This window comes from Rubripirellula amarantea, from assembly GCF_007859865.1.
Taxonomy (GTDB): domain Bacteria; phylum Planctomycetota; class Planctomycetia; order Pirellulales; family Pirellulaceae; genus Rubripirellula; species Rubripirellula amarantea.
The window spans coordinates 1758911-1779478 of record NZ_SJPI01000002.1 but is presented as its reverse complement, the minus strand read 5'-3'; the positions used below and the strand labels follow the sequence as shown (position 1 = coordinate 1779478).

General features: G+C 54.7%; 15 protein-coding genes. 13 read left to right on the top strand and 2 right to left on the bottom strand.

The window, feature by feature from the left end; all coding sequences use genetic code 11:
• Positions 1-425 precede the first annotated feature (425 nt).
• On the bottom strand, positions 426-632 hold the full coding sequence (locus tag Pla22_RS20090; RefSeq protein WP_146516496.1) for a hypothetical protein: 207 nt from the start codon (positions 630-632) through the stop codon (positions 426-428).
• Between the two features lie 270 nt (positions 633-902).
• Between Pla22_RS20090 and Pla22_RS20085 the strand changes: the two genes are divergently transcribed.
• The 13 genes from Pla22_RS20085 to Pla22_RS25385 all read left to right on the top strand — a co-directional run bounded on the left by Pla22_RS20085 (position 903) and on the right by Pla22_RS25385 (position 17066).
• Positions 903-1145, top strand: a complete 243-nt coding sequence (locus tag Pla22_RS20085; RefSeq protein ID WP_146516495.1) for a hypothetical protein — start codon at positions 903-905, stop codon at positions 1143-1145.
• A 215-nt stretch (positions 1146-1360) separates the two neighbouring features.
• A complete protein-coding gene (locus Pla22_RS20080; RefSeq protein ID WP_146516494.1) occupies positions 1361-2263 on the top strand; it encodes an anti-sigma factor family protein in 903 nt (300 codons plus the stop codon).
• 9 nt (positions 2264-2272) lie between these two features.
• On the top strand, positions 2273-4600 hold the full coding sequence (locus tag Pla22_RS20075) for an efflux RND transporter periplasmic adaptor subunit (RefSeq protein WP_146516493.1): 2328 nt from the start codon (positions 2273-2275) through the stop codon (positions 4598-4600).
• 15 nt (positions 4601-4615) lie between these two features.
• Complete coding sequence (locus Pla22_RS20070) at positions 4616-8593, top strand: efflux RND transporter permease subunit (protein ID WP_146516492.1); 3978 nt, start codon at positions 4616-4618, stop codon at positions 8591-8593.
• 9 nt (positions 8594-8602) lie between these two features.
• Positions 8603-9190: a class I SAM-dependent methyltransferase gene (locus Pla22_RS20065; RefSeq protein WP_207310423.1), complete on the top strand. Its 588-nt coding sequence runs from the start codon at positions 8603-8605 to the stop codon at positions 9188-9190.
• Positions 9191-9289: 99 nt separating this feature from the next.
• Complete coding sequence (locus Pla22_RS20060; RefSeq protein WP_146516491.1) at positions 9290-9742, top strand: hypothetical protein; 453 nt, start codon at positions 9290-9292, stop codon at positions 9740-9742.
• A gap of 165 nt (positions 9743-9907) precedes the next feature.
• Positions 9908-11101 (top strand): efflux RND transporter periplasmic adaptor subunit, encoded by a 1194-nt coding sequence (locus Pla22_RS20055; RefSeq protein ID WP_242632184.1) that lies wholly within the window; start codon positions 9908-9910, stop codon positions 11099-11101.
• A gap of 6 nt (positions 11102-11107) precedes the next feature.
• Entirely contained in the window at positions 11108-11332 is a 225-nt protein-coding gene (locus Pla22_RS25755; protein ID WP_242632183.1) for a hypothetical protein, read from the top strand.
• 12 nt (positions 11333-11344) lie between these two features.
• On the top strand, positions 11345-14815 hold the full coding sequence (locus Pla22_RS20050) for an efflux RND transporter permease subunit (RefSeq protein ID WP_146516490.1): 3471 nt from the start codon (positions 11345-11347) through the stop codon (positions 14813-14815).
• Between the two features lie 97 nt (positions 14816-14912).
• Positions 14913-15428 (top strand): hypothetical protein, encoded by a 516-nt coding sequence (locus Pla22_RS20045; protein WP_146516489.1) that lies wholly within the window; start codon positions 14913-14915, stop codon positions 15426-15428.
• Positions 15429-15527: 99 nt separating this feature from the next.
• Positions 15528-15854: a DUF3147 family protein gene (locus Pla22_RS20040; RefSeq protein WP_146516488.1), complete on the top strand. Its 327-nt coding sequence runs from the start codon at positions 15528-15530 to the stop codon at positions 15852-15854.
• Between the two features lie 219 nt (positions 15855-16073).
• Positions 16074-16739: a sterol desaturase family protein gene (locus Pla22_RS20035; RefSeq protein ID WP_242632182.1), complete on the top strand. Its 666-nt coding sequence runs from the start codon at positions 16074-16076 to the stop codon at positions 16737-16739.
• Between the two features lie 144 nt (positions 16740-16883).
• A complete protein-coding gene (locus tag Pla22_RS25385) occupies positions 16884-17066 on the top strand; it encodes a hypothetical protein (protein WP_165440660.1) in 183 nt (60 codons plus the stop codon).
• A 63-nt stretch (positions 17067-17129) separates the two neighbouring features.
• Here the strand turns inward: Pla22_RS25385 and Pla22_RS20030 are convergent, their stop codons facing one another.
• Entirely contained in the window at positions 17130-20537 is a 3408-nt protein-coding gene (locus Pla22_RS20030; RefSeq protein ID WP_146516486.1) for a caspase family protein, read from the bottom strand.
• Positions 20538-20568: the final 31 nt, after the last annotated feature.

Genomic DNA, 20568 nt, shown 5'->3' with positions numbered 1-20568 from the left:
CCGGCACGAGAAGAGACATTCAAAAGGGGTTGGAACCTCAAGTCGTTGGAATCGCAATCGCGTTTTGGATAGAACCCGAACTGGAGTTCGTTGGGAGATTCAAGTTCATCACGCTGTGCGAAAATGCTGGAGAGCAAATACGAGTACGAGTACGAGGATGATTACGCAGAGGAGTTGAGAAGGCGATGTTTGAGGCCGATGTATTTGTAAGAACTGCAATGTCGTAGAGCGACCTGAATCCGTAGAACTAGTCGGTCATGGAATGTACTTGCAAGGTGCTTTTGTTCCGCGTCTACATTTCGATAGGTTTGTTGCTTATTCAATTTCGTATCTCTGAAGAGCAGCTAGTCATGCAAACTGACAAAACCGAATCGAGTAAACGACGAAGGCAACGCCCCAGACGCCAGCGGGGTGATCGCCGTTTGCTAATGGGATCTGCGGAGCGTTTGATCGAGTTCTTGGAACGATGTGTTAGTCGTGGCGTTGGTTCCGGCAATGAATCCCTGCCAACGCTGCGTGAACTTTCCAAGTTGTGTGAATGCGAGGCGTCGACGCTGAGCAGGATACGTTCTGGCGATACAACGAGCACGGATCGACGGTGAATTGTTGATGAATGCACTGAAGATTGGCATCAATGTGTTTGGGAGGGCGGAGGTTCGTTGGAGGCGATTGCAAGTCGATGCGACCGCCTGTGGCGATCTGCTGGATCACCTCCCGGTCAATGAATAAGATCGCATAAACGGTCTTAATCACTGGACAAGTTCAGGCGTGATCTATCTAGACACCGTCCCCTTGGCAGACCTCGCCAAACGCCCACGAAACGCAAGCTGAATTCAGTAGGCTCACCGCCGAGCAACCGTCCAGCCTGTACACAGATCGTTTCGTTGCAGGAGGCATCGACGATGCACGCACGATTGGAGCGAACGGTTCCCTGGAATTCGGCAATGGTACGGCGTTTCGGACTCGAAATCAGTGATGCATTAAAGCGTCAATGCTCCGGAAGTCACGCTGGCGAGCTGGTCCATGCTCCGAATGTGGTTATCGACGAGAGCCATTTTCCGACGTTGCAACCATTTCTTTACGACCGACTTCCGTTGGCCGGCTCACGAAGCGGAGGTGTGCGATGCAGCGGCAAGAGCAGCTAGTCGCGTTTCTATTTATCGCTGTCGTAGCCTGCTATCCTCTTTTTCTTTCCGCTCCCAACTCCAGCTCTCTGATGCCTCTTCTCGATGCATGGGGCGTGGTTTTCTTTAAATGGGCCCAAAAAGAACTGATATTTCGGTTAATAGCCTGAAGATTCAAGCCGTTCGGGCATCCAAAGGCACATCAACAGCAGTGTAGGTCAGAGGATGAGTGCGTAATGTCAACCAATGATTGCAAAACGGTGCGGCCACATCTGTCGGCTTATTACGACGGAGAGCTTTCGGCTGGACAAGCGGCAACCGTGGCACAACACGTCGAGTCATGCGATTCGTGCGCGGCTGAGTTGCGTGTGTTTGAGTCACTTGGATCGGCTTTTGTACAGGCTCCTATCCCCGCCAAACCGGCGGATCTTTGGCAGCGGATTGAGCGTGAGCTTCCGACAGCCCCTGAGCCGGTGACACTGTCGCGACAGTTCAGCGTCTGGGTTCGCGAGTCGCCGTATGGTGCGGGACTGGTGCCGATGGCCGCGTCGATTTTGTTGTTGCTTGGCTTTGGGCTTTGGTACGGCGGTGGTCAGGATGGCATGAAAAACAATGCCGGCGGCATGGCGATGCATTCGCACGATGGTGAAGAAGGCATGTCGGCTGAACACATGGTCGAGTTCGCTGGTGTGATGGATGACTATTTGCAGAAACTGCCCAGCGATCCGGATGGAGCGGAACAGATGCTGCTGGCGAAGTACGACGGTGAGAAGGTCGACGCGGACGGAGCAGTCAAGTTGGTCGGCTATCGACCGATCGTCTCGGGCGGATTGCCGGAAGGCTATTCGTTGGCGTCGACCAGCGTGTTGAAGATGCCTTGCTGTACTTGCGTGAAAGCGGTTTGTAAACGGAGTGACGGATCGACGCTGGTTCTGTTTGAACACGACGACGAAGAAACAGCTTGGTTTGGCGATCGCCGCCAGAGCATGGCGATGTGTGGCGACAAAGATTGTTGCCTCGTTGATCTCGATTCAAGTATCGCGGCCACATGGAAGCAGGGTTCACGAAGCGTCACGGCCGTGGGCGTTCGAGACCAAGACGAAGTGACGAAGCTGGTGACCTGGTTGGACAAATCCTAAAGCAAACTCATGAACGAATTCTTCAAACAACACCGCGGAAAACTCTGGATTGCACAAGCGGTGGCGTTTGTGCTGCTGGGTGTCTTCGTTGCATCTTGGTTTAGCGGCAGTTCGGATGAGCCGAAAGTCTCCACGACTTCTGCTACGGCGAACTCGGAAGCAATGCGAAGCAAGCCTTCGATTTGGACTTGTTCGATGCACCCACAGATACGTCGCGATGGTCCCGGCAAGTGTCCGATCTGCGGAATGGACTTGGTGCCGGTCAGGGAGTCGGCCGACGGAGTTCGCACCGTTTCGATCAGTTCAGAAATCAAAAGTCTGATGAACGTGCAAGTGAGTCCCGTGCGTCGGCAATACGTGACGGCCGAAGTTCGCATGGTCGGCAAAGTTGACTACGACGAAACTCGCCTCGCCCACATCACCGCGTGGGTTCCCGGTCGCTTGGAACGCATGTTCGTTGACTTCACCGGCGTCGAAGTCAAAAAAGGCGATCACATGGTGCAAATCTACAGCGAGTCACTCTACACCGCACAAGAAGAACTGTTGGCGGTTACCAAGCGTGATCGACCGCAGAGTTCTTCTCGTTTCATCGAACCGCTCGATCTTGCCGAGTCCGCACGCGAGAAGCTGCGTTTGCTCGGTTTGACAACGGAGCAGATTCAAACCATCGAACAACGCGGCAAGTCTTCCGAAACGGTCACGATCTATTCGCCCGTCGGCGGTGTCGTGGTTGCGAAGAACAAGCAAGAAGGCGACCGCGTTCAAACGGGCGACCGCATCTACACCGTCGCTGACTTAAAGGTCCTATGGGTTCAGATGGATGCTTACGAATCCGACTTGGCTTGGTTGCGGTACGGGCAGGACGTAGAGTTCACAACAGAAGCTTATCCCGGCGAATTGTTCCGCGGCCGAATCGCGTTCATTGACCCGGTGCTAAACGAAGACACTCGGACGGTGAAGGTGCGAGTCAACGTACCGAACGATGATGGTCGCTTGAAACCGGAAATGTTCGTGCGAGCAATCGTGCAGAGTGACATCGCGGCGGGCGGTCGAGTTCTCAACGCTTCGCTGGCAGGAAAGTGGATCAGCCCGATGCACCCGGAAATCATAAAAGACCAACCGGGTGATTGTGACATTTGCGGCATGCCGTTGGTGCGAGCGGAATCGCTTGGCTACGTCACAGCGGAGCCAACGAGTGCCGCAAAACCATTGATCGTGCCGGTGAAGGCTGTGTTGCTGACGGGAACGCGAGCGATTGCGTACGTCCAGATTCCCGACGCGGACAAGCCGACTTACGAAGGTCGCGAGATTGTGATCGGTCCGCGTGCCGGCGACTTCTACCTAGTGAAGTCGGGGCTCGAAGAAGGCGACTTGGTCGTGACCAATGGCAACTTCAAACTCGATAGTGCGCTCCAGATTTCTGCGAAGCCCTCGATGATGAAACCGCAAGGTGGCGGCGGAGGAGGCCACAACCACGGCGGCATGGAAATGCCAAAAGCAGACCAAGGGGTGACGATGGACGCGAGTCCGATGAACTTGGTGCCAGCGGTACGTGATGCGATGCAGGGTATTGTTGAGCAATACAAAACGATTCAAGAAAAAGTTGAAGCTGCGAACCTCGCAGAGATTCGCGAAGGCTATGACCAACTCGGTAAAGCTGTCGAGGCAGTGCCGGCGTACTTGATCGGCCCACAAATGCGACCGCAGTGGTCCGAGGTCGCGATGCTATTGCGTAACGATGTCACTGAAGGCCGCGAGGTCAATTCAATGCGTGAAGCCGATCGGGTCTTCGCGTTAACTCGGCAGCACATTGATCAGATGAAGGCTCAGTTCCCGTTGCCGATGTCACACGACGAAATGCAGATGCCGGCGATGGCGAACATGGATGCTCCGCCTGAAGTCGCTGAGCAACTCAGTGGTTTTGTCGCTCCCTATTTGCAACTTAGTGAAGCACTCGCGACAGACGATCTGGAAGCCGCGAAGCGAGCGGTTGAGCCGTTGCATCAGCGATTGGCGGGCTTGCTGCCGATCGTCTCCGAAGCCAAAGCGGTCGAAGTGTGGATCAAAGAGAAACGCGACTTGTCTGAGATCGTTGCAAGATTGCAGAAGGCGAACGATCTCGCCGCTTTGCGTAGCGGGTTCGCTTTACTGTCCGAGCAGATGTTGAGTCTCGAGCGAATGTTCGGACTGCCGACCGACGAAACACTTTATGAGCTTCATTGTCCGATGGCCTTTGAGGGTCGCGGTGCGTCGTGGCTTCAATCCGACGACGCGGTTCGCAATCCGTACTACGGCGCGTCGATGCTGAAGTGTGCCGACAAAGTCGAAAAGCTGTAGGCCAAGCAACGCAACATGATTAACAACGATGATTCAATTGAAACTGCTAAACGCTCCATCCTTGGTCGGCTGATTTGGTTCTGCCTAACCAACAAGCTGGTTGTGTTGCTGTTGGTCCTCGCGACGCTGACTTGGGGCGTCATGGTCGCTCCGTTCGATTGGAGCGTTGGCGATCTTCCCCGCGATCCCGTTCCCGTCGATGCGATCCCCGACATCGGCGAGAACCAGCAGATTGTGTTCACGCAGTGGATGGGTCGCAGCCCGCAAGACGTGGAGGATCAGATCGGCTATCCGTTGACGGTCGCGCTGCTGGGCATTCCCGAAGTCAAAACGATTCGCAGCTATTCGATGTTTGGCTTCTCGTCGATCTACATCATCTTTGGCGAAGACGCTGACTTCTATTGGTCGCGAACGCGTGTGCTTGAAAAGCTGAACAGTCTGCCAGCCGGTACGCTGCCTGACAGTGTGCAACCCACGCTGGGACCGGACGCGACGGCGCTTGGACAGATCTATCTCTACACGCTCGAAGGCCGTGACCCCGATGGCAACGCGACGGGTGGTTGGGATTTGCGTGAGTTGCGAACGATCCAGGATTACTACGTTCGCTATTCGTTGACGTCGGCTGAAGGCATCAGCGAAGTGGCGTCGATTGGCGGCTTCGTTCAGGAGTACCAAATCGACGTCGATCCCGACGCGATGCGGGCCGCCGGCGTGACGTTGGCAGGCGTGTTCGAGTCGATTCGCATGACGAATGTGGACGTGGGTGCTCGAACGATCGAGCTAAACAAGGCTGAATACGTGATCCGTGGTCTTGGCTTCATCGAGAATATCGAAGACATCGAAAAGACGGTCGTGAAGGTAACGGACAACGTTCCGATCACGGTCGCCGACGTGGCCAACGTATCGCTCGGGCCGGCACTTCGGCGTGGTGCGTTGGACAAGGCCGGCGCGGAAGCCGTCGGCGGTGTCGCGGTTGTGCGTTACGGATACAACCCGCTGGCGGCAATTAAGAACATCAAACAACGAATCCAAGAGGTATCGCCCGGCCTGCCGACGAAGGTGTTGGTCGACTACCAGAAAACGACCGCTGACGAAGTTGACCTGTACGCGGATCGCAACGGTCTTGAATCCATCACCGGAGCAACGACCAGCAGCGACGCTTGGGTGAAGCATCTTCGCGGCATGTCGCAGGACAAATGGCCCGCGTGGCTCACAACCAGCCAAGTTGCTGTCGTGCCGTTCTACGATCGCACCGGATTGATCTACGAAACGCTTGGAACGCTGAACACGGCACTCGTCGAAGAAATCTTGGTCACCATCATCGTAATCTTGGTGATGGTTGTTCACTTACGTAGTTCGTTTCTGATCAGTGCGCTGCTGCCGCTCGCCGTGCTGATGTGCTTCATCGCGATGAAAACTTTTGGGGTCGATGCCAACATCGTTGCACTGTCGGGTATCGCGATCGCGATCGGCACGATGGTCGACATGGGGATCATCCTCACGGAGAACATTCTCAAATACTTGGATGAGGCTGCGCCAGAAGATGACAAGCTGACGGTGATTTTCAAAGCGGCTCACGAAGTCGCCGGTGCGGTACTGACAGCCGTGACGACGACCGTTGTCAGCTTCCTGCCCGTTTTCACGATGATTGGTGCGGAAGGGAAACTGTTTCGGCCGTTGGCGTTCACCAAGACATTCGCTTTGGCAGCGTCAGTGATTGTCGCGTTGACCATCATTCCGCCGGCGGCTCATATCTTGATGGGCGGCCGAATCGAATCGAAAAGCCTGCGCCGGGGAGCTTGGTTTGCCTTGCTGATCCTGGGCATCGCCGCGTCGATGATGCTGACATGGTGGGTCGGAGCGATCTTGATCGGATTGTCCGCATACAAGTTGTGGGAAGAACGCATCCCCGAACGGTTCCAGCGATATGGACCTTACGGGGCCAGTGCCGTTGCCGCGTTGGTCGTGGGTGTGCTGCTGACGCAGGAGTGGTTGCCACTTGGTCCGCAGAAAGGATTGTTACTGAACCTGCTTTTTGTGGGCGGCTTGATTGGCGGCATTCTCGGATTCTTCACGCTGTTCCAACGGCTTCTGTACGAACCGATCCTACGCTGGTGTTTGAATCACAAGCTCGCGTTCTTGACGCTGCCAACAGCGATCTTGCTTTTCGGTGGATCCGCGTGGCTCGGGTTCGACAAAGTGTTCGGCGTCGTACCCAAGACGCTATCGCTGATTGGCATTTCCGAAACATCCGTCAGAAATTCGCGACCATGGCAAGCGGCAACGAACATCCTGCCGGGACTAGGCAAAGAGTTCATGCCGCCGCTCGATGAAGGCTCGTTCCTCTACATGCCAACAACGATGCCGCACGCTTCGATCGGCGAAGCGATGGATGTGTTGCAGTTGCAGAATCAATTGCTTGTTTCGATCCCCGAGGTCGAATCGGTGGTGGGCAAGATCGGCCGCGCCGACACGCCGCTCGATCCCGCTCCGGTGTCGATGATCGAGACCTACATCACCTACAAGTCCGAATATAAATCGGACGAAGACGGCCATCGGCTGAACTTCCGCTATGACGAGGAAGCCGGCGAGTTTGTCCGTGATGAATCGGGAAAGCTGATTCCCGATTCCAACGGCCGTCCGTTCCGACAATGGCGCGACGAAATCCAATCGCCCGACGACATCTGGCAGGAGATCACGGCGGCGGCCGATATCCCTGGCACCACTTCCGCCCCGAAACTGCAACCGATCGCGGCTCGGATCGTGATGCTGCAAAGCGGGATGCGGGCACCGATGGGGATGAAGGTCAAAGGACCAGACTTGGAAACGATTGAGCGGGTCGCATTGGAATTGGAATCGCTGCTGAAACAGGTACCAACCGTCCAAGCATCCGCAGTGATCGCCGATCGCATCGTTGGAAAGCCGTACTTAGAAATCGACATCGACCGTGATGCGATCAAACGATACGGGCTGCACATTCGCAGCGTTCAGGACGTGATCGAAGTCGCTATCGGCGGCCGACAAATCACGACGACCGTTGAAGGCCGCGAACGATTCCCCGTTCGAGTGCGATACGCTCGCGAGTTGCGAGACGACCTGGAATCGCTCGACCGTATTCTGGTCCCAACGCCGATGGGACCACAGATTCCGCTCGGGCAACTAGCCGACATCCGTTACACCCGCGGACCACAGGTCATCAAGAGTGAGGACACATTCCTGCTGGGTTACGTGCTGTTCGACAAGCTACCCGGAGAGGCCGAAGTTGATGTCGTCGAAGACGCCCAAGCGTTCCTGCAATCCAAGATCGACTCGGGCGAGTTCACGCTCCCCGCCGGCGTAACGTACACGTTCGCGGGCAACTACGAAAACCAAATCCGATCGCAAAAGACATTGTCGATCGTGTTGCCGCTAGCCCTCGGGATCATCTTTCTGATTCTGTACCTGCAATTCAAATCGGCCATCACGACCTCGTTGGTTTTTAGCGGCATCCTGATCGCATGGGCCGGTGGCTTCATCATGCTGTGGTTGTACGGCACCGACTGGTTCCTCGACTTCAGTTTGCTCGGCACCAACATGCGAGAACTGTTTCAGGTCAAGACAATCAACCTCAGCGTCGCGGTCTGGGTCGGGTTCCTTGCTCTGTTCGGCATCGCCAGCGACGACGGCGTGATGATCGCATCGTACTTGGACGAGAGCTTTCGCAAGGACCACATCGAGAACGCCAAGCACGCACGCGAAGCCACGAGCACCGCCGGCATGAGACGCGTTCGTCCGTGCTTGATGACAACGGCAACCACGCTGCTCGCATTGATCCCGATCCTCACCTCCACGGGTCGTGGCAGCGACATCATGGTTCCGATGGCGATCCCCAGCTTTGGCGGCATGACGATCGAGATCATGACCATGCTGGTCGTGCCAGTGCTGTATTGCAGTGCGATGGAATGGAAGCTGCGACTCGGAATCAAAGACGAGCGGTTCGTGAAAGACGCTTAGATAAACACCATGCCATTCATTACTAAAACCAAGTCCGTCGTCTCCGCGATCAAATTCAACTGGCAAGTTCAGTCGCTGCCCGATCGTGTTTACCTTCGCCAAGTGATGTTACCGGCAATGGCGAGAATGAAACCTGCCAACGTATTGTTGGCCGGCACACGACGCTACACTCGCCGATATCACGAAATCTTCGACCGAGAGATGACAGCGGTTTGGACAATTGACTTTGATCCAGCGGCAGCACGCTTCGGCAACGGACAACTGCACCGCACGGAAAATATGTGCCAGGTCGATCAAGTCTTTCGCGGAGTGCGTTTCGACATGATTCACATCAACGGTCTGTTGGGGTTTGGCGTCGACACACCCAAAAGCGTCCGCGAAATGGTCGCCGCATGCCACCGATCGCTACAACCCAGCGGCTATCTGATGCTTGGCTGGGACGCCGATGTGACAGCCGATCCGTTGGAGAATAATGGCATCCGCAAACGGTTTCGACACGCGGGCCTCGGGAGCTTACCGGCGCGACACTCCGTAGTCGGAATGGAGGGGCATGATCATGTTTTCGATTGGTTCTCCGCACTACAGCAGAACACATAGGAGTGTCATGGCATCGCAATGTGCGGAGCGTGTGAACTTGACAGGCGATACCCTGCATCCGTATCATTCGCCACGGGTTCAACCTTCTATGAGAACACTTTGCTAGCTCGCATTCTTTCCCTCCTGCTGATACCGCTGTTTGTGTTGGGGCAATCTCTGCCTCATTCGCACTTGGGCAGCGGCATAGGTACACCGAGCGACCATGCAAATCGGCCTCATGTGCATCTCGGCGGTGGGCATTCTCATCACGACGATGGTGACCATCATCATGACCATGATGAAACAGGAGTCGATGATCTTGCTTGCTCGGCAACTGGTTTTGCTTTGTCGCTTCCCCATCAGCATGATTCGGATGCGGTCTATCTAGCATCTGCGAGCATCGCCGTTGGGCGAAGTGCCGCTGCTCCGAGCACCGATGCTGTTAGCGTTGATGCTTGCCTCTCGATTGAATCCGCTCGTCCCCATGTGCCGATGAGTTCCCCCAGGAACGTTTCTGCGCGGCGTTATGGCGGCTTGCCAATCTACCTTCTGACGGCCTCTCTACGGCTGTAGCGGAAACGCGTCACCGATTCTCGGCGTTCTAGACGCTGTGTTTCTGCATCGGTGATCTTCTCAATGTGAATTTCAATTTGAGGCTCCTCCATTGCTTGCGCCTGCGCGCTTGTTTCGGTGCTGCGCCCAAGTCGTTGCGTGGTTTTCTCTATAGGGAATGTTTAGATGAATCGTTTGGTTTCGATTGCCAAATCGCTGGTGGGTCCAGCGATTGTGGTCGCCGTATTGTTTGCGGGGTGGACGTTCCGCAAGCAGTTGTTTCCGCAGCAGGAAACGACCGCCGCGTCGAAAGAAGATGCGGCGGGAGAGTCCGCCGAAAAGCAAACCATCCTCGAAATCAGCGAACAGGCTCGAAAGAATCTGTCGCTGGTAGCCAAGGCCGCGCGGCCCCAATCGTACTGGCGGACCGTCGTGATTCCTGGAGAAGTCGACGACCGTCCGGGGCTGTCCGATCGTGGCGTCACGTCGCCCGCTGTCGGCGTGGTGACTGCGATTCACGCGTTCCCCGGCGACACGATGCGACCAGGCGAGCCTCTGTTCTCGCTGCGTCTGTTCAGCGAGTACTTGCAAGCCACACAGACTCAGTTGTTTAAGGCTCGGCAGGAAACCGCAATCGTTCAAGCCGAGATCGACCGGTTGTCTGGAGCGGTCAACACAGGTGCGGTTTCGCGTTCCAAGATGATCGAGTTGCAGAGCGAAATTAGTCGCCAAAACACGTTGATCCAAGCCTCTCGCCAGGAGTTGTTGACACGAGGTTTGACGCCTGGGCAAGTGCAACAGATTGAATCCGGGACGTTCGTTTCAACCGTCGAGGTCGTCGCTCCGCCCGTGCGAGATTTCGACGCGTTCGCAAGTCGTCCGGCACCTCAGGCGATTCAGCAGGTCAATTTTGTCAACGAATTGGCACAGGACCAACCGATCGCGTACGAGGTTCAAGAGTTGGCTGTTGAACTTGGGCAACAGGTTCAAGCGGGCCAGTTGCTTGCGAATTTATCGAACCACCAGATGCTGTACGTCGTCGGTCACGCCTTCAAGCGAGAGGCGACGTTTTTGGAACAAGCCGCCCAAGAAAAACGTCCCATCGAAATTGAATTCGCCGAGGATGCAACAGGCAGTTGGCCTGAACTAAAGCAGACGTTTAACGTTCGTCATCTATCGAACTCGATTGACAAGAACAGCCGGACGTTTGACTTCTTTGTTCCGCTGACAAACCAATCGCGATCCTACGGCGACAAAGGCCAGGTATTCCTTGTTTGGCGTTTTCGCCCGGGTCAACGTGCTCGTATCCATGTCCCGGTGGAAAAGTTTGACGACGTGTTCGTGCTGCCCGCCGAGGCGGTCGTGCGAGAGGGACCTTAGGCATACGTGTTCCGGCAAAACGGCGATCTATTCAAGCAGATTCCCGTTCATGTTGTGCACGAGGATCGACGCTCGGTTGTGATCGCCAACGATGGCAATATCACAGCCGGAGCCTACCTAGCGCAAAACTCAGCCGCCTCGCTCAATCGAGTGCTGAAGTCACAGTCGGCCAGCGGACAAGAACCCGGTGTGCATGTTCACGCCGACGGCACCACTCACGCGGCCCACTAAGGAAACACGTTCATGCTCGATGCAATCATCAAATTTTCGCTCCGTTACCGCATGCTGGTCGTCATCGTCAGCCTGTTTGTGCTGGTCTACGGATCGTACTTGGCGACTCAGATGTCGATCGACGTCTTCCCCGACCTCGACCGCCCTCGCGTCGTCATCATTACGGAAGCTCCCGGACTCGCGACCGAAGAAGTCGAGACGCTGGTGACGCAGCCGATCGAGATTGCGCTGATGGGTGCCAATGGCGTCCAGGCGGTTCGCAGTCAATCGACGGCGGGCTTGAACGTGATCTATATCGAGTTCGATTGGTCGACCGAAATTCGCGCTGCTCGCCAAACTGTCCAAGAAAGACTGTCCACGTTGGAGGGAATCTTGCCGGATGGAATTCGCCCGCAAATGACACCGCCGTCTTCGATCATGGGGCAGATCATTGTCGCGGGTATTTACCGGCAAAACGGTCCCAGCGGCGGACGTCTCGCACAGCTCGGCAACATCGACATGATGGCCGAAATGGTCATTGGCGAAAACGAAAAGTTTCAGATCATTGTTTGGACGCCGGTCGATCGGCATGACTTTTCGACTTGGAAGAAAGTTCAGCCACAGGCAATTAAGTGGGATGATGATCCCAATGCCGATCCGCAGACTTCCCAAGTCCCGGTCGGAACTGCCGAGATCAAAATCAATGGCAAGTCACACGACGCATATTTCTATAGCGAAGCCAAACAACAACTTGAACTGCGGACTGTCGCGGACTGGATCATTCGTCCACGATTGTTGAAAGTCACCGGTGTCGCGGAAGTGTTCATGCTCGGCGGAGATCGCAAGCAGTACCAAATCCTGATTGATCCGACCGCTCTTCTCGAATACGACGTCACGGTTCAAGAGGTTGAACAGGCGCTACGAGCCAGCAACATCAACACGAGCGGCGGCTTCGCTGTCACCGGCGAGACCGAGCGACCGATTCGTATTCTTGGTCGCTTGGGGCCAGAATCACGGGTCGTGATCGAAGACTTGAAGAAAGTCCCCGTCGGAAACCATCCCAAACGAGCTGTCTTGTTGGGGCAAGTCGCTCGTGTCACCGAAGGGCCGCAATTCAAGCGTGGTGATGGAAGCGTCGACGGTCGCCCAGGAATCGTGTTCACGACCGTCAAACAACCTCACGTTGATACACGCGACCTGAGTGATGCGGTGGCAGAGGCATTTGTCGAGGTCGAGGCATCATTGCCAGCGGACATCATCGTCAACTCGGAACTGTTTCGGCTGAGAAACTTTATCGACCGAGGCATCTTCAATGTTGCCGAGGCACTCGTCATCGGCGCGGTGCTCGTCATCATCGTGCTGTTTCTGTTCCTGCTGAACTTTCGCACGACGTTCATCACGCTCACCGCGATCCCGCTTTCGCTCGTTCTGACAACGCTTACATTCCGCATGATGGGTTGGATCAGTGGAACAGAGCTGTCCATCAACGTCATGACGCTCGGTGGCATCGCCGTTGCCATGGGCGAACTCGTCGACGACGCGATCGTTGATGTCGAAAACATCTTTCGTCGACTCAAGCTGAACAATCTGTTGCCGGTCAAAGAACAGAAGTCGTCAATCGTTGTTACTTTCGAGGCGAGCAAAGAGATTCGTAGCTCGATTGTGTTTGGAACCGCAGTCGTGATTCTTTCCTTCATGCCGCTGTTCGCACTGTCGGGTGTCGAAGGTCGGTTGTTCACGCCGCTGGGCTTCGCCTACATCGTGTCCATCTTGTCGTCCTTCGTCGTGTCGATGACCGTCACACCGGTACTTTCCTACTATCTTCTGCCAAATTCGCGTGCAACCCAACACGAGGGCGACGGGTTCTTGTTGCATGGACTGAAAGCGATGATGACTCATCTGATCCGTCTCAGCATGGCGTTGCCGCGAACGCTGCTTATTTTGACCTGGCTGGCCGTTGCCTTAGCGGCATGGCAAATGTCGATGCTGGGTCGAAACTTTTTGCCGCCCTTCGATGAAGGCAGCATTCAAGTCAACGTGACCTTGCCACCCGGATCGTCGCTGGATGCTTCCAACAAAGTTTCAGGGGCGATTGATTCCGTCTTTCAGTCGATGCAAAAGACGGAGGAGAATCCGGATGGCGAGATTCTGCACTTCGTTCGCCGAACCGGTCGAGCGGAGATGGACGAGCATGCGTCGCCGGTTAACTTCGGCGAATACATCCTCAGCATGAATCCCGAATCACCGACGGAGCGAGAAGAAATCCTCGCGAGACTCCGGGAGAAAATCAGCGACGAAGCACCCGGAGTGGACATTGAGGTCGAACAGCCTCTGGCCCACTTGATTAGTCATATGATCTCGGGCGTTTACGCTCAGATTGCGATCAAGATTCACGGCGACGACTTGGATGTTCTGCAGCGAGTTGCCGAACAGGTCAAAGGAACAATCCAAGACGTAGAAGGAATCACGCCGCCGGTCGTTGAGCCGATTCAAGAGACAGCCGAACTGCACATTGATCTTCGCGCCGACGACCTAGCGTTGCATGGACTGACTCGCGAATACGTCGCGGACGTTTTGCAAACAGCGTTGCAGGGTGAAGTCGTCTCGCAAGTCCTCGAAGGACAGCGCCGATTCGATTTACTGGTGCGACTGGAGGAGGAGTATCGCACCGATTACGCGAATCTGGATCGGCTACGCATCGACCTGCCTGACCGTGAGGGGCAACCCGATCGGGGCCAGATCGAACTGCGCGAGGTCGCGGATGTGGGCATCGGCACCGGTCCAAACTCGATCAATCGCGAGAACGCACGCCGCCGGATTGTCATTCGCTGCAATACCGAAGGCCGCGACTTGGCCGGTGCGGTGAACGAGATCAAGAGCCGTATTGGCAACCAAGTTGAAATGCCGGCCGGCTATTTCATCGAATATGGAGGGCAGTTCGAGAGCCAACAGCGTGCGACGCAACTGATCATCGTGCTCGCCGGTGTTTCGGTGATCGGCATGTTCATTGTGCTCTTGGTTCTGTTTCCGTCGATTCGGATCGTGCTGCAAATCCTGAACGCGCTCCCAACCGCGTTCATCGGTGGCGTGATGGCACTTGTCATCACGCAGCAAAGTCTCACCGTTGCAAGTCTCGTCGGCTTCATCTCACTTGGCGGCATCGCGGTTCGCAATGGCATTTTGTTGGTCACTCACTACTTCCACCTAATGAAGGAGGAAGGCGAAGAGTTTACGCAGGAGATGGTGATGCGAGGCAGTCTGGAGCGACTCGCACCGGTTTTGATGACGGCGTTGACCGCTGGCATCGGACTGATACCGCTCGTGCTGGGTGGTCAAGAACCGGGCCGTGAAATTCTGTATCCAGTTGCCACTGTCATCCTCGGCGGACTGACGACATCGACCTTCTGTGAATTCCTCATTCACCCTGGGCTCTTCTGGACGTTTTCAGGCAAGGACGCTGCTCGACTTGCAAAGCTCGAAACAGAGGAGGACGAATTGATATGAACTAAACGCAATTGATATGCGATTGTCATTTTGCAGTCGCATCGCCGAACCCCTTAACTACTTAAACATCAAATCCACTCTCACGAAAGTTTACAAAATGAAACTCCTTTCAATCACCAGTATCCTCCTGGTTTGCCTCTTCAGCTTTGTCGGTTGCAAACAGCAAGCTGCTTCGACCACAGTCCCGACGGACGACCATGGGCACGAACATGCCGACGGCGAAGAACACGATGACCACGGCGTTGCTGGCCATGGACATGGTGCCGGACCTCACGACGGTGTCGTCGCCGATTGGGGCGGTGGCAAGTTTCACGTCGAATTCACTGTAGACCACGACAAGCAAGAGGGAACGGTTTACATCTTCGGCGCGGATGAGAAGACACCGACGCCAATTGACGCAACGGAAATTGAAATGAGCATCACCGATCCGGTGATGCAAGTTACACTCAAAGCGGCACCCCAAGAAAATGATCCTGCTGGCAAGGCATCTCGCTTCATTGGCAACCACGAAAAGCTTGGAGTCGTCCAAGAATACGCTGGTACCATCTCGGGCGTTATCGACGGAACTCCCTACTCGGGTGACTTCCAAGAAGAAGCACACGGACATGAGTGATTGTCGCACGATGCTTCACGACCACTGTTTGACGGCATTCGTAGTGACGTCAACGGGTTCGCAAGTTATTCGTTTTCATTTGTCAGTTGGAAGTTTTCAATGCTAATTGTCAAAGCGTTGATCTCGGCAGCCGTGATCGTAGCGGTCGCCGAGATCGCTGGACGAATGCCGAGAGTCGGCGCGTTGCTGTTGACACTACCAATCATCAGCATGCTGGCGTTCATTATGACGTGGAACAAGGAACACGACATGAACTCGATAGCGGCTCTGGCTCGCTCGACGCTCGTGCTTGTTCCACTCGGTCTACCGTTCTTCGCTCCGTTTGCCTTGTCAGCAAAAACAGGACTTTCGTTTTGGCCCAGCTTTGCAATCGGCGTCCTACTGGCGTCGGTAACCATAGGGGCCTGGTTCCGATTCGGCCCATAATCAGTGGCATTGGGATTCGCATATGACGCGGACCAGTGCCAAGAATCCGAGATATTTTAGGGAGTCTCAAGTCTGAAAGATCAATCCGAAATTTTCGTTCGCCTAACCTGCTTTTTCCTTGTGCTGTTTACGATGGCGGCTTGGGAGTGGCTTGCGCCGCGTCGCAAACTGTCACTAAAACGACCTTGGCGGTGGAGTAGCAACATCGGCCTGGTCGTCTTGAATGGACTTCTGGTTCGGCTCTTGGTGCCGATGACGGCCGTTGGTGCTGCAGTTTATGCACAGACACAGGGCTGGGGATTGTTGAACATCGTGGATTGGCCAATGTGGCTTGAGGTTGCGATCGGTATTCTTGTCTTCGACCTCGCGATTTATGGGCAACATGTGTTGTTCCATGCGGTCCCGTGGCTTTGGCGATTGCACATGGTCCATCATGCTGACATGGATTTTGATGTGACCTCAGGACTTCGGTTTCACACCTTTGAGATTTTTCTTTCTACCTTGATCAAGTTGGGAGTCGTCATTGTGCTCGGACCAGCGGCCATCGTGGTCGTTGCCTTTGAAGTGATGCTCAATGCGACGTCGATGTTCAATCACAGCAATGTCTCGATTCCGCTGTGGCTCGATCGTGTTTTGCGTTTCTTGGTTGTCACACCGGACATGCACCGCGTGCATCATTCGATCATCCAACGCGAAACGAACAGCAACTTCGGTTTCAATCTTCCCTGGTGGGACTATCTATTCCGGACCTATGTGGCGCAGCCTAAAGAGGGCCACGAACACATGTCGATTGGAGTCAAGGAACTTCGCGACGAACACCAGACCGAACGCCTACCAGGAATGTTGCAATTGCCGTTTCGGTCAAACAGCAAACGGAAACAGTAGTCCAAATTGTCAGCCAACTTTACCGGATGAACTAAAGAGAGTTATTAGGCTTGGTGGTGGTCCGTCCATTCGGATGGGGCCATCGTTCGTTGGTGCGTTGCTTGATGGTGCTTGGCACTCGTCGCGAATTCCATCTGTTTGAAGATGATCTCCAAACACAAAGGGGGCAACGTCAACTTTCGAGCCTCGTACATCTTTTCGGCGAACGATGTCATCGCAAACATCGGTGTCATCATCTCACGAGTGATCGTCTTGTGGACGGGATCACAGGGCCCGACTTGGTCATCGGCATCATCATCGCAGCAGTTGTCCTCAGGGGCGGCGTGACGATTCTTGGCGAGGCAAAAAGGGCGTGAACGAGAAGGTTGACATCACCTGAAAACCATTCACTCAATCGTCCCGGTGTTCTCTGGTGCCTCGTTCCTCCATATCAGTCTGATCGCCACGCCATTGAGCGGGAATCACAAACGGGAACTCGCCGATGGCCCTTAGTTGGGTGGTGGTTGGCCTACTTGGTTTTCGAGGTTTTCCGTCGCTATCAAAACTCGCGGACGTCTCGGTGACGGTCACGTAGTCATAACCTAGCATTGAAACGGGATCGCGGTGGTGAAGTGAAATGCCACAACGAGTCGGCACGGTTGCGAAGTACGTCTCAAGTTTTCTAGCCACTTCCGATGGCAGACGCATCGTGACGGCCGGATCAAGCCCACAAGCATCGACGAGTTCATCAGGCGTGCAGATGTCGTCCAGAACGATGCAGGAGCCTTTGCTCCTGGGACAATCGCAAACCAAATAGGCTGCATTCTCCATCCGATAGATTGCCAAGACCGGCTGCGGCACGCTCTTGGGTGCCGAGTCCATTGCCATGCTGATATTTGCCTTGCCATAGCGACTACCAGTCGTGGCTTCATACTGAATCTCCAGCAATCGTTTTGCATCGTTAGGAGTTGTTGCAAGCGAAGCCGCGAACGCGATGTCGTAGTATTGACGAAGAAATGACTGTGAACCGAGATGAACCGTACCTTCATCGCTATCGTTGCCGCGGTTGAGGGCCAACCGATTGAGGCTCAGCATAAGCTCGACGTCTTCGCTTTGCCGCATTCGGCTGGTCTCATCACCAAACTCAATTAGGTTTCGAGCCGCGAACATCATCAATTCAAGCTGGTCGCGATGTGCCGAAGGACCTGCCAAGTCGCGAAGCGTGAGAATCGCTAATCGCATCTTCTCGGAGGCGCTATCGTTTTGAGCAGCCTTCGCTTTATCTAATTCACTCGTTATTGTTTGCCATGTTTGAGTTTGGCCTGTCGCCTGGGCAAGCATTTCAACCATCGGAGTTGTCAGCGTTCGCAAGGCGAGTAGCAACCCCGTCGATGTCTTGTCTTCCGCAGTGAGAATCTCATCGGCGTGGTGGCACATTTCCATCGCTAGCTCGCAGTCCTGAACCGGTGAGGGTAACGCGAACGCGAGAGCCTGTTTGTAGAACAATTGAGCTTTCAAGTTCGTGCGGCGAGTTGTTGGAAGTCGATGGACTCGGCTCATCGCTCGTCGATAGTCATCGGCGGCTTCCGCGAGATCGCGGCTTGTGGGATCACCAAGCAGGTTGCAGTCGCCAAGTCGTTCCTGTGAATTGATGAAGCGTCCCAGCAAACTTAGTTCGATCTCAGTTCTGGTTGATGACTCATCCGTGACGCTTCGTAGTTGAAACAGAGCATCTTCGATCATTGCGATCACGCGGCGGTACTGCTGTGCGGCCAATTGAGGTTTCCCGCGATACCGAATGGCCATTGCAAGTCCGTGCAAGTTGTGGAAATACGCTACTTTGGCTCCTAGATCGGATGATTGGCGGAACGCAATCGAACGCTCACCAAGTCCCGCGTCTTGCTCCGCCTTGCGAGCTTCCGGGCTAGCGTTCTCCACGATCAGCGGCAACAACACTGCATTCGATTCACGGAATGAACTCTCTGCTTCCTGGATTTCCCACTGAATCATCTTGGACCACGCATCACTGCGATGAACAAAGGCAGCGAGGTAGCTTTCAGAATCGAAGTCGGTAACGACATCCTTGGCGGTGGAAAGATGATTTCGAGCATCCTCCCAGCGGTTGTCTTGCAGATATGTCGACGACAGGCGACAGAGACAATAGACATGGAACGCATCGGGTGGCGTTTGGTCGAGCGTGCTAATCGCAAGTTTGAATTGTTCAATTGTATCGTTGGGTTCCGTACCTAACCCGGACAAGCAATCACCAAAGTCTGCGTGGCAAAGTGCTTCGAGGGCTTTGTTCAGCTTGCCACTCGTGTTGTCGCCCTGAGTTGGAACTTGATACCGGTTAATCGCCGTTTCATAACTATCGAACGCTTCTGTGCGACCAGTCGAATGCCGCACAACGGCGAGCAGATGCAAGTCCGTCGCTTCCAGAATGTCTTGATTTTCTGGTGCGACCAAGTCTGCCTCGATCGACTCCAGCGTCTTTAAGCGGGCCGCCGGATCGGTTTCTTTTAGGAGCCGGGTAAGATGGTCGGATCGCAACTTGAGCAACCGGACTGCTGGCGATTCCGTTTCTGCCTTCGGATCAGCAACTTCCAATGCACGTTTTTGAAGTCGCTCGACATCCCCGCGCATTCGATCCCGAACTTTTCCTGCGATACGCCGCAGGCTCGATGGACGGATGCTGGCCAACAGATCACTGGAGCGTGATTGGGCCTGGTTTTCCATCAAGATGCGTCCACGAATGCTGGGCATGAACCAGGGCATTTCATCAAACCACCAGTTCCCTTTCACGCCCGGTGACGTAGCCCGCAACATCGCTACGGACAGCAACTGTCCATGCGACTGATCGCCAAACTTTGCATTGTCGAAATCGGGAAAGAATGTGAACTCACCTTGTCCACCCGCGAGGCTTCGGTACGAGGGGCGTTGGCTGCTGTCCAATGCTCGGAACTCTTCGTCAAGCGTTTTCATGAGCCGCCCCGTCCAAATGCGTGGCGGCTGTTTTGCGTTGGACGGAATCTCTTCCAACCCTCGCAGCAGCGCCAGTGCGAAAGGCGAGTTCACACCCGAGCCATCGGATGCTTCCTGGTAACCGCGACAAGATGCAATGACTTGAAAACCAGGTTGTGAAAACAGCGACTTATCTTTGCCGTCGTCGGTGGATGACGGTGCAGCCAATTCGAGCTTCTGACTAAAGATTTCACCTGAATAGCAACTGTCCAGAATCAACAGCTTGTGTAAGGCTTTTGATTTATTGATTTTCGTAATCAAATCATCACGAACGTAGAGCATCCCCGACGTTGTCCGTCCATCGGCGAGTTCAACGTCGTGGGGGTAGACAACAACATTGCCATCGACATTGGTTTGCTTGGCTCCGTGACCGGCGAAGAACACCAGCACACTGTCCTGGTCGCCGACTTGGTTGCCATGCAGCTTTTGCAATTCTCGATTGATCCTTTCCCCCGTTGCTTCGCCTTCGAGCAGCAACACAACATCCTCATGATTGTATCCATACTTATTGATCAGCTTTTCTTTCAAAGCCGCAGCATCACGGCGGGCATTGGCAAGCTTCGGAATTTCACGTCGTTTGGGATTGCTATACGCATCTCCCTCGGCGTAGTCGATCCCGACGATCAGTGCCCATTGCTTCCGATATTTCAGCGTGGGTTTGCTGGGCGTGTCGTCGCCGATCTTTTCACGACTGGTGATAAAATCGCTGTAGTCGCCTTGTGCAACACAAATCTCGGTCGGCAAAAACCACGTCAATAAGCAGGCCAATAGCGTGACCTGGTAGTGTCTTGCGGGCATGTTTGTACCTTTGTCTACAACAACTGTGTTT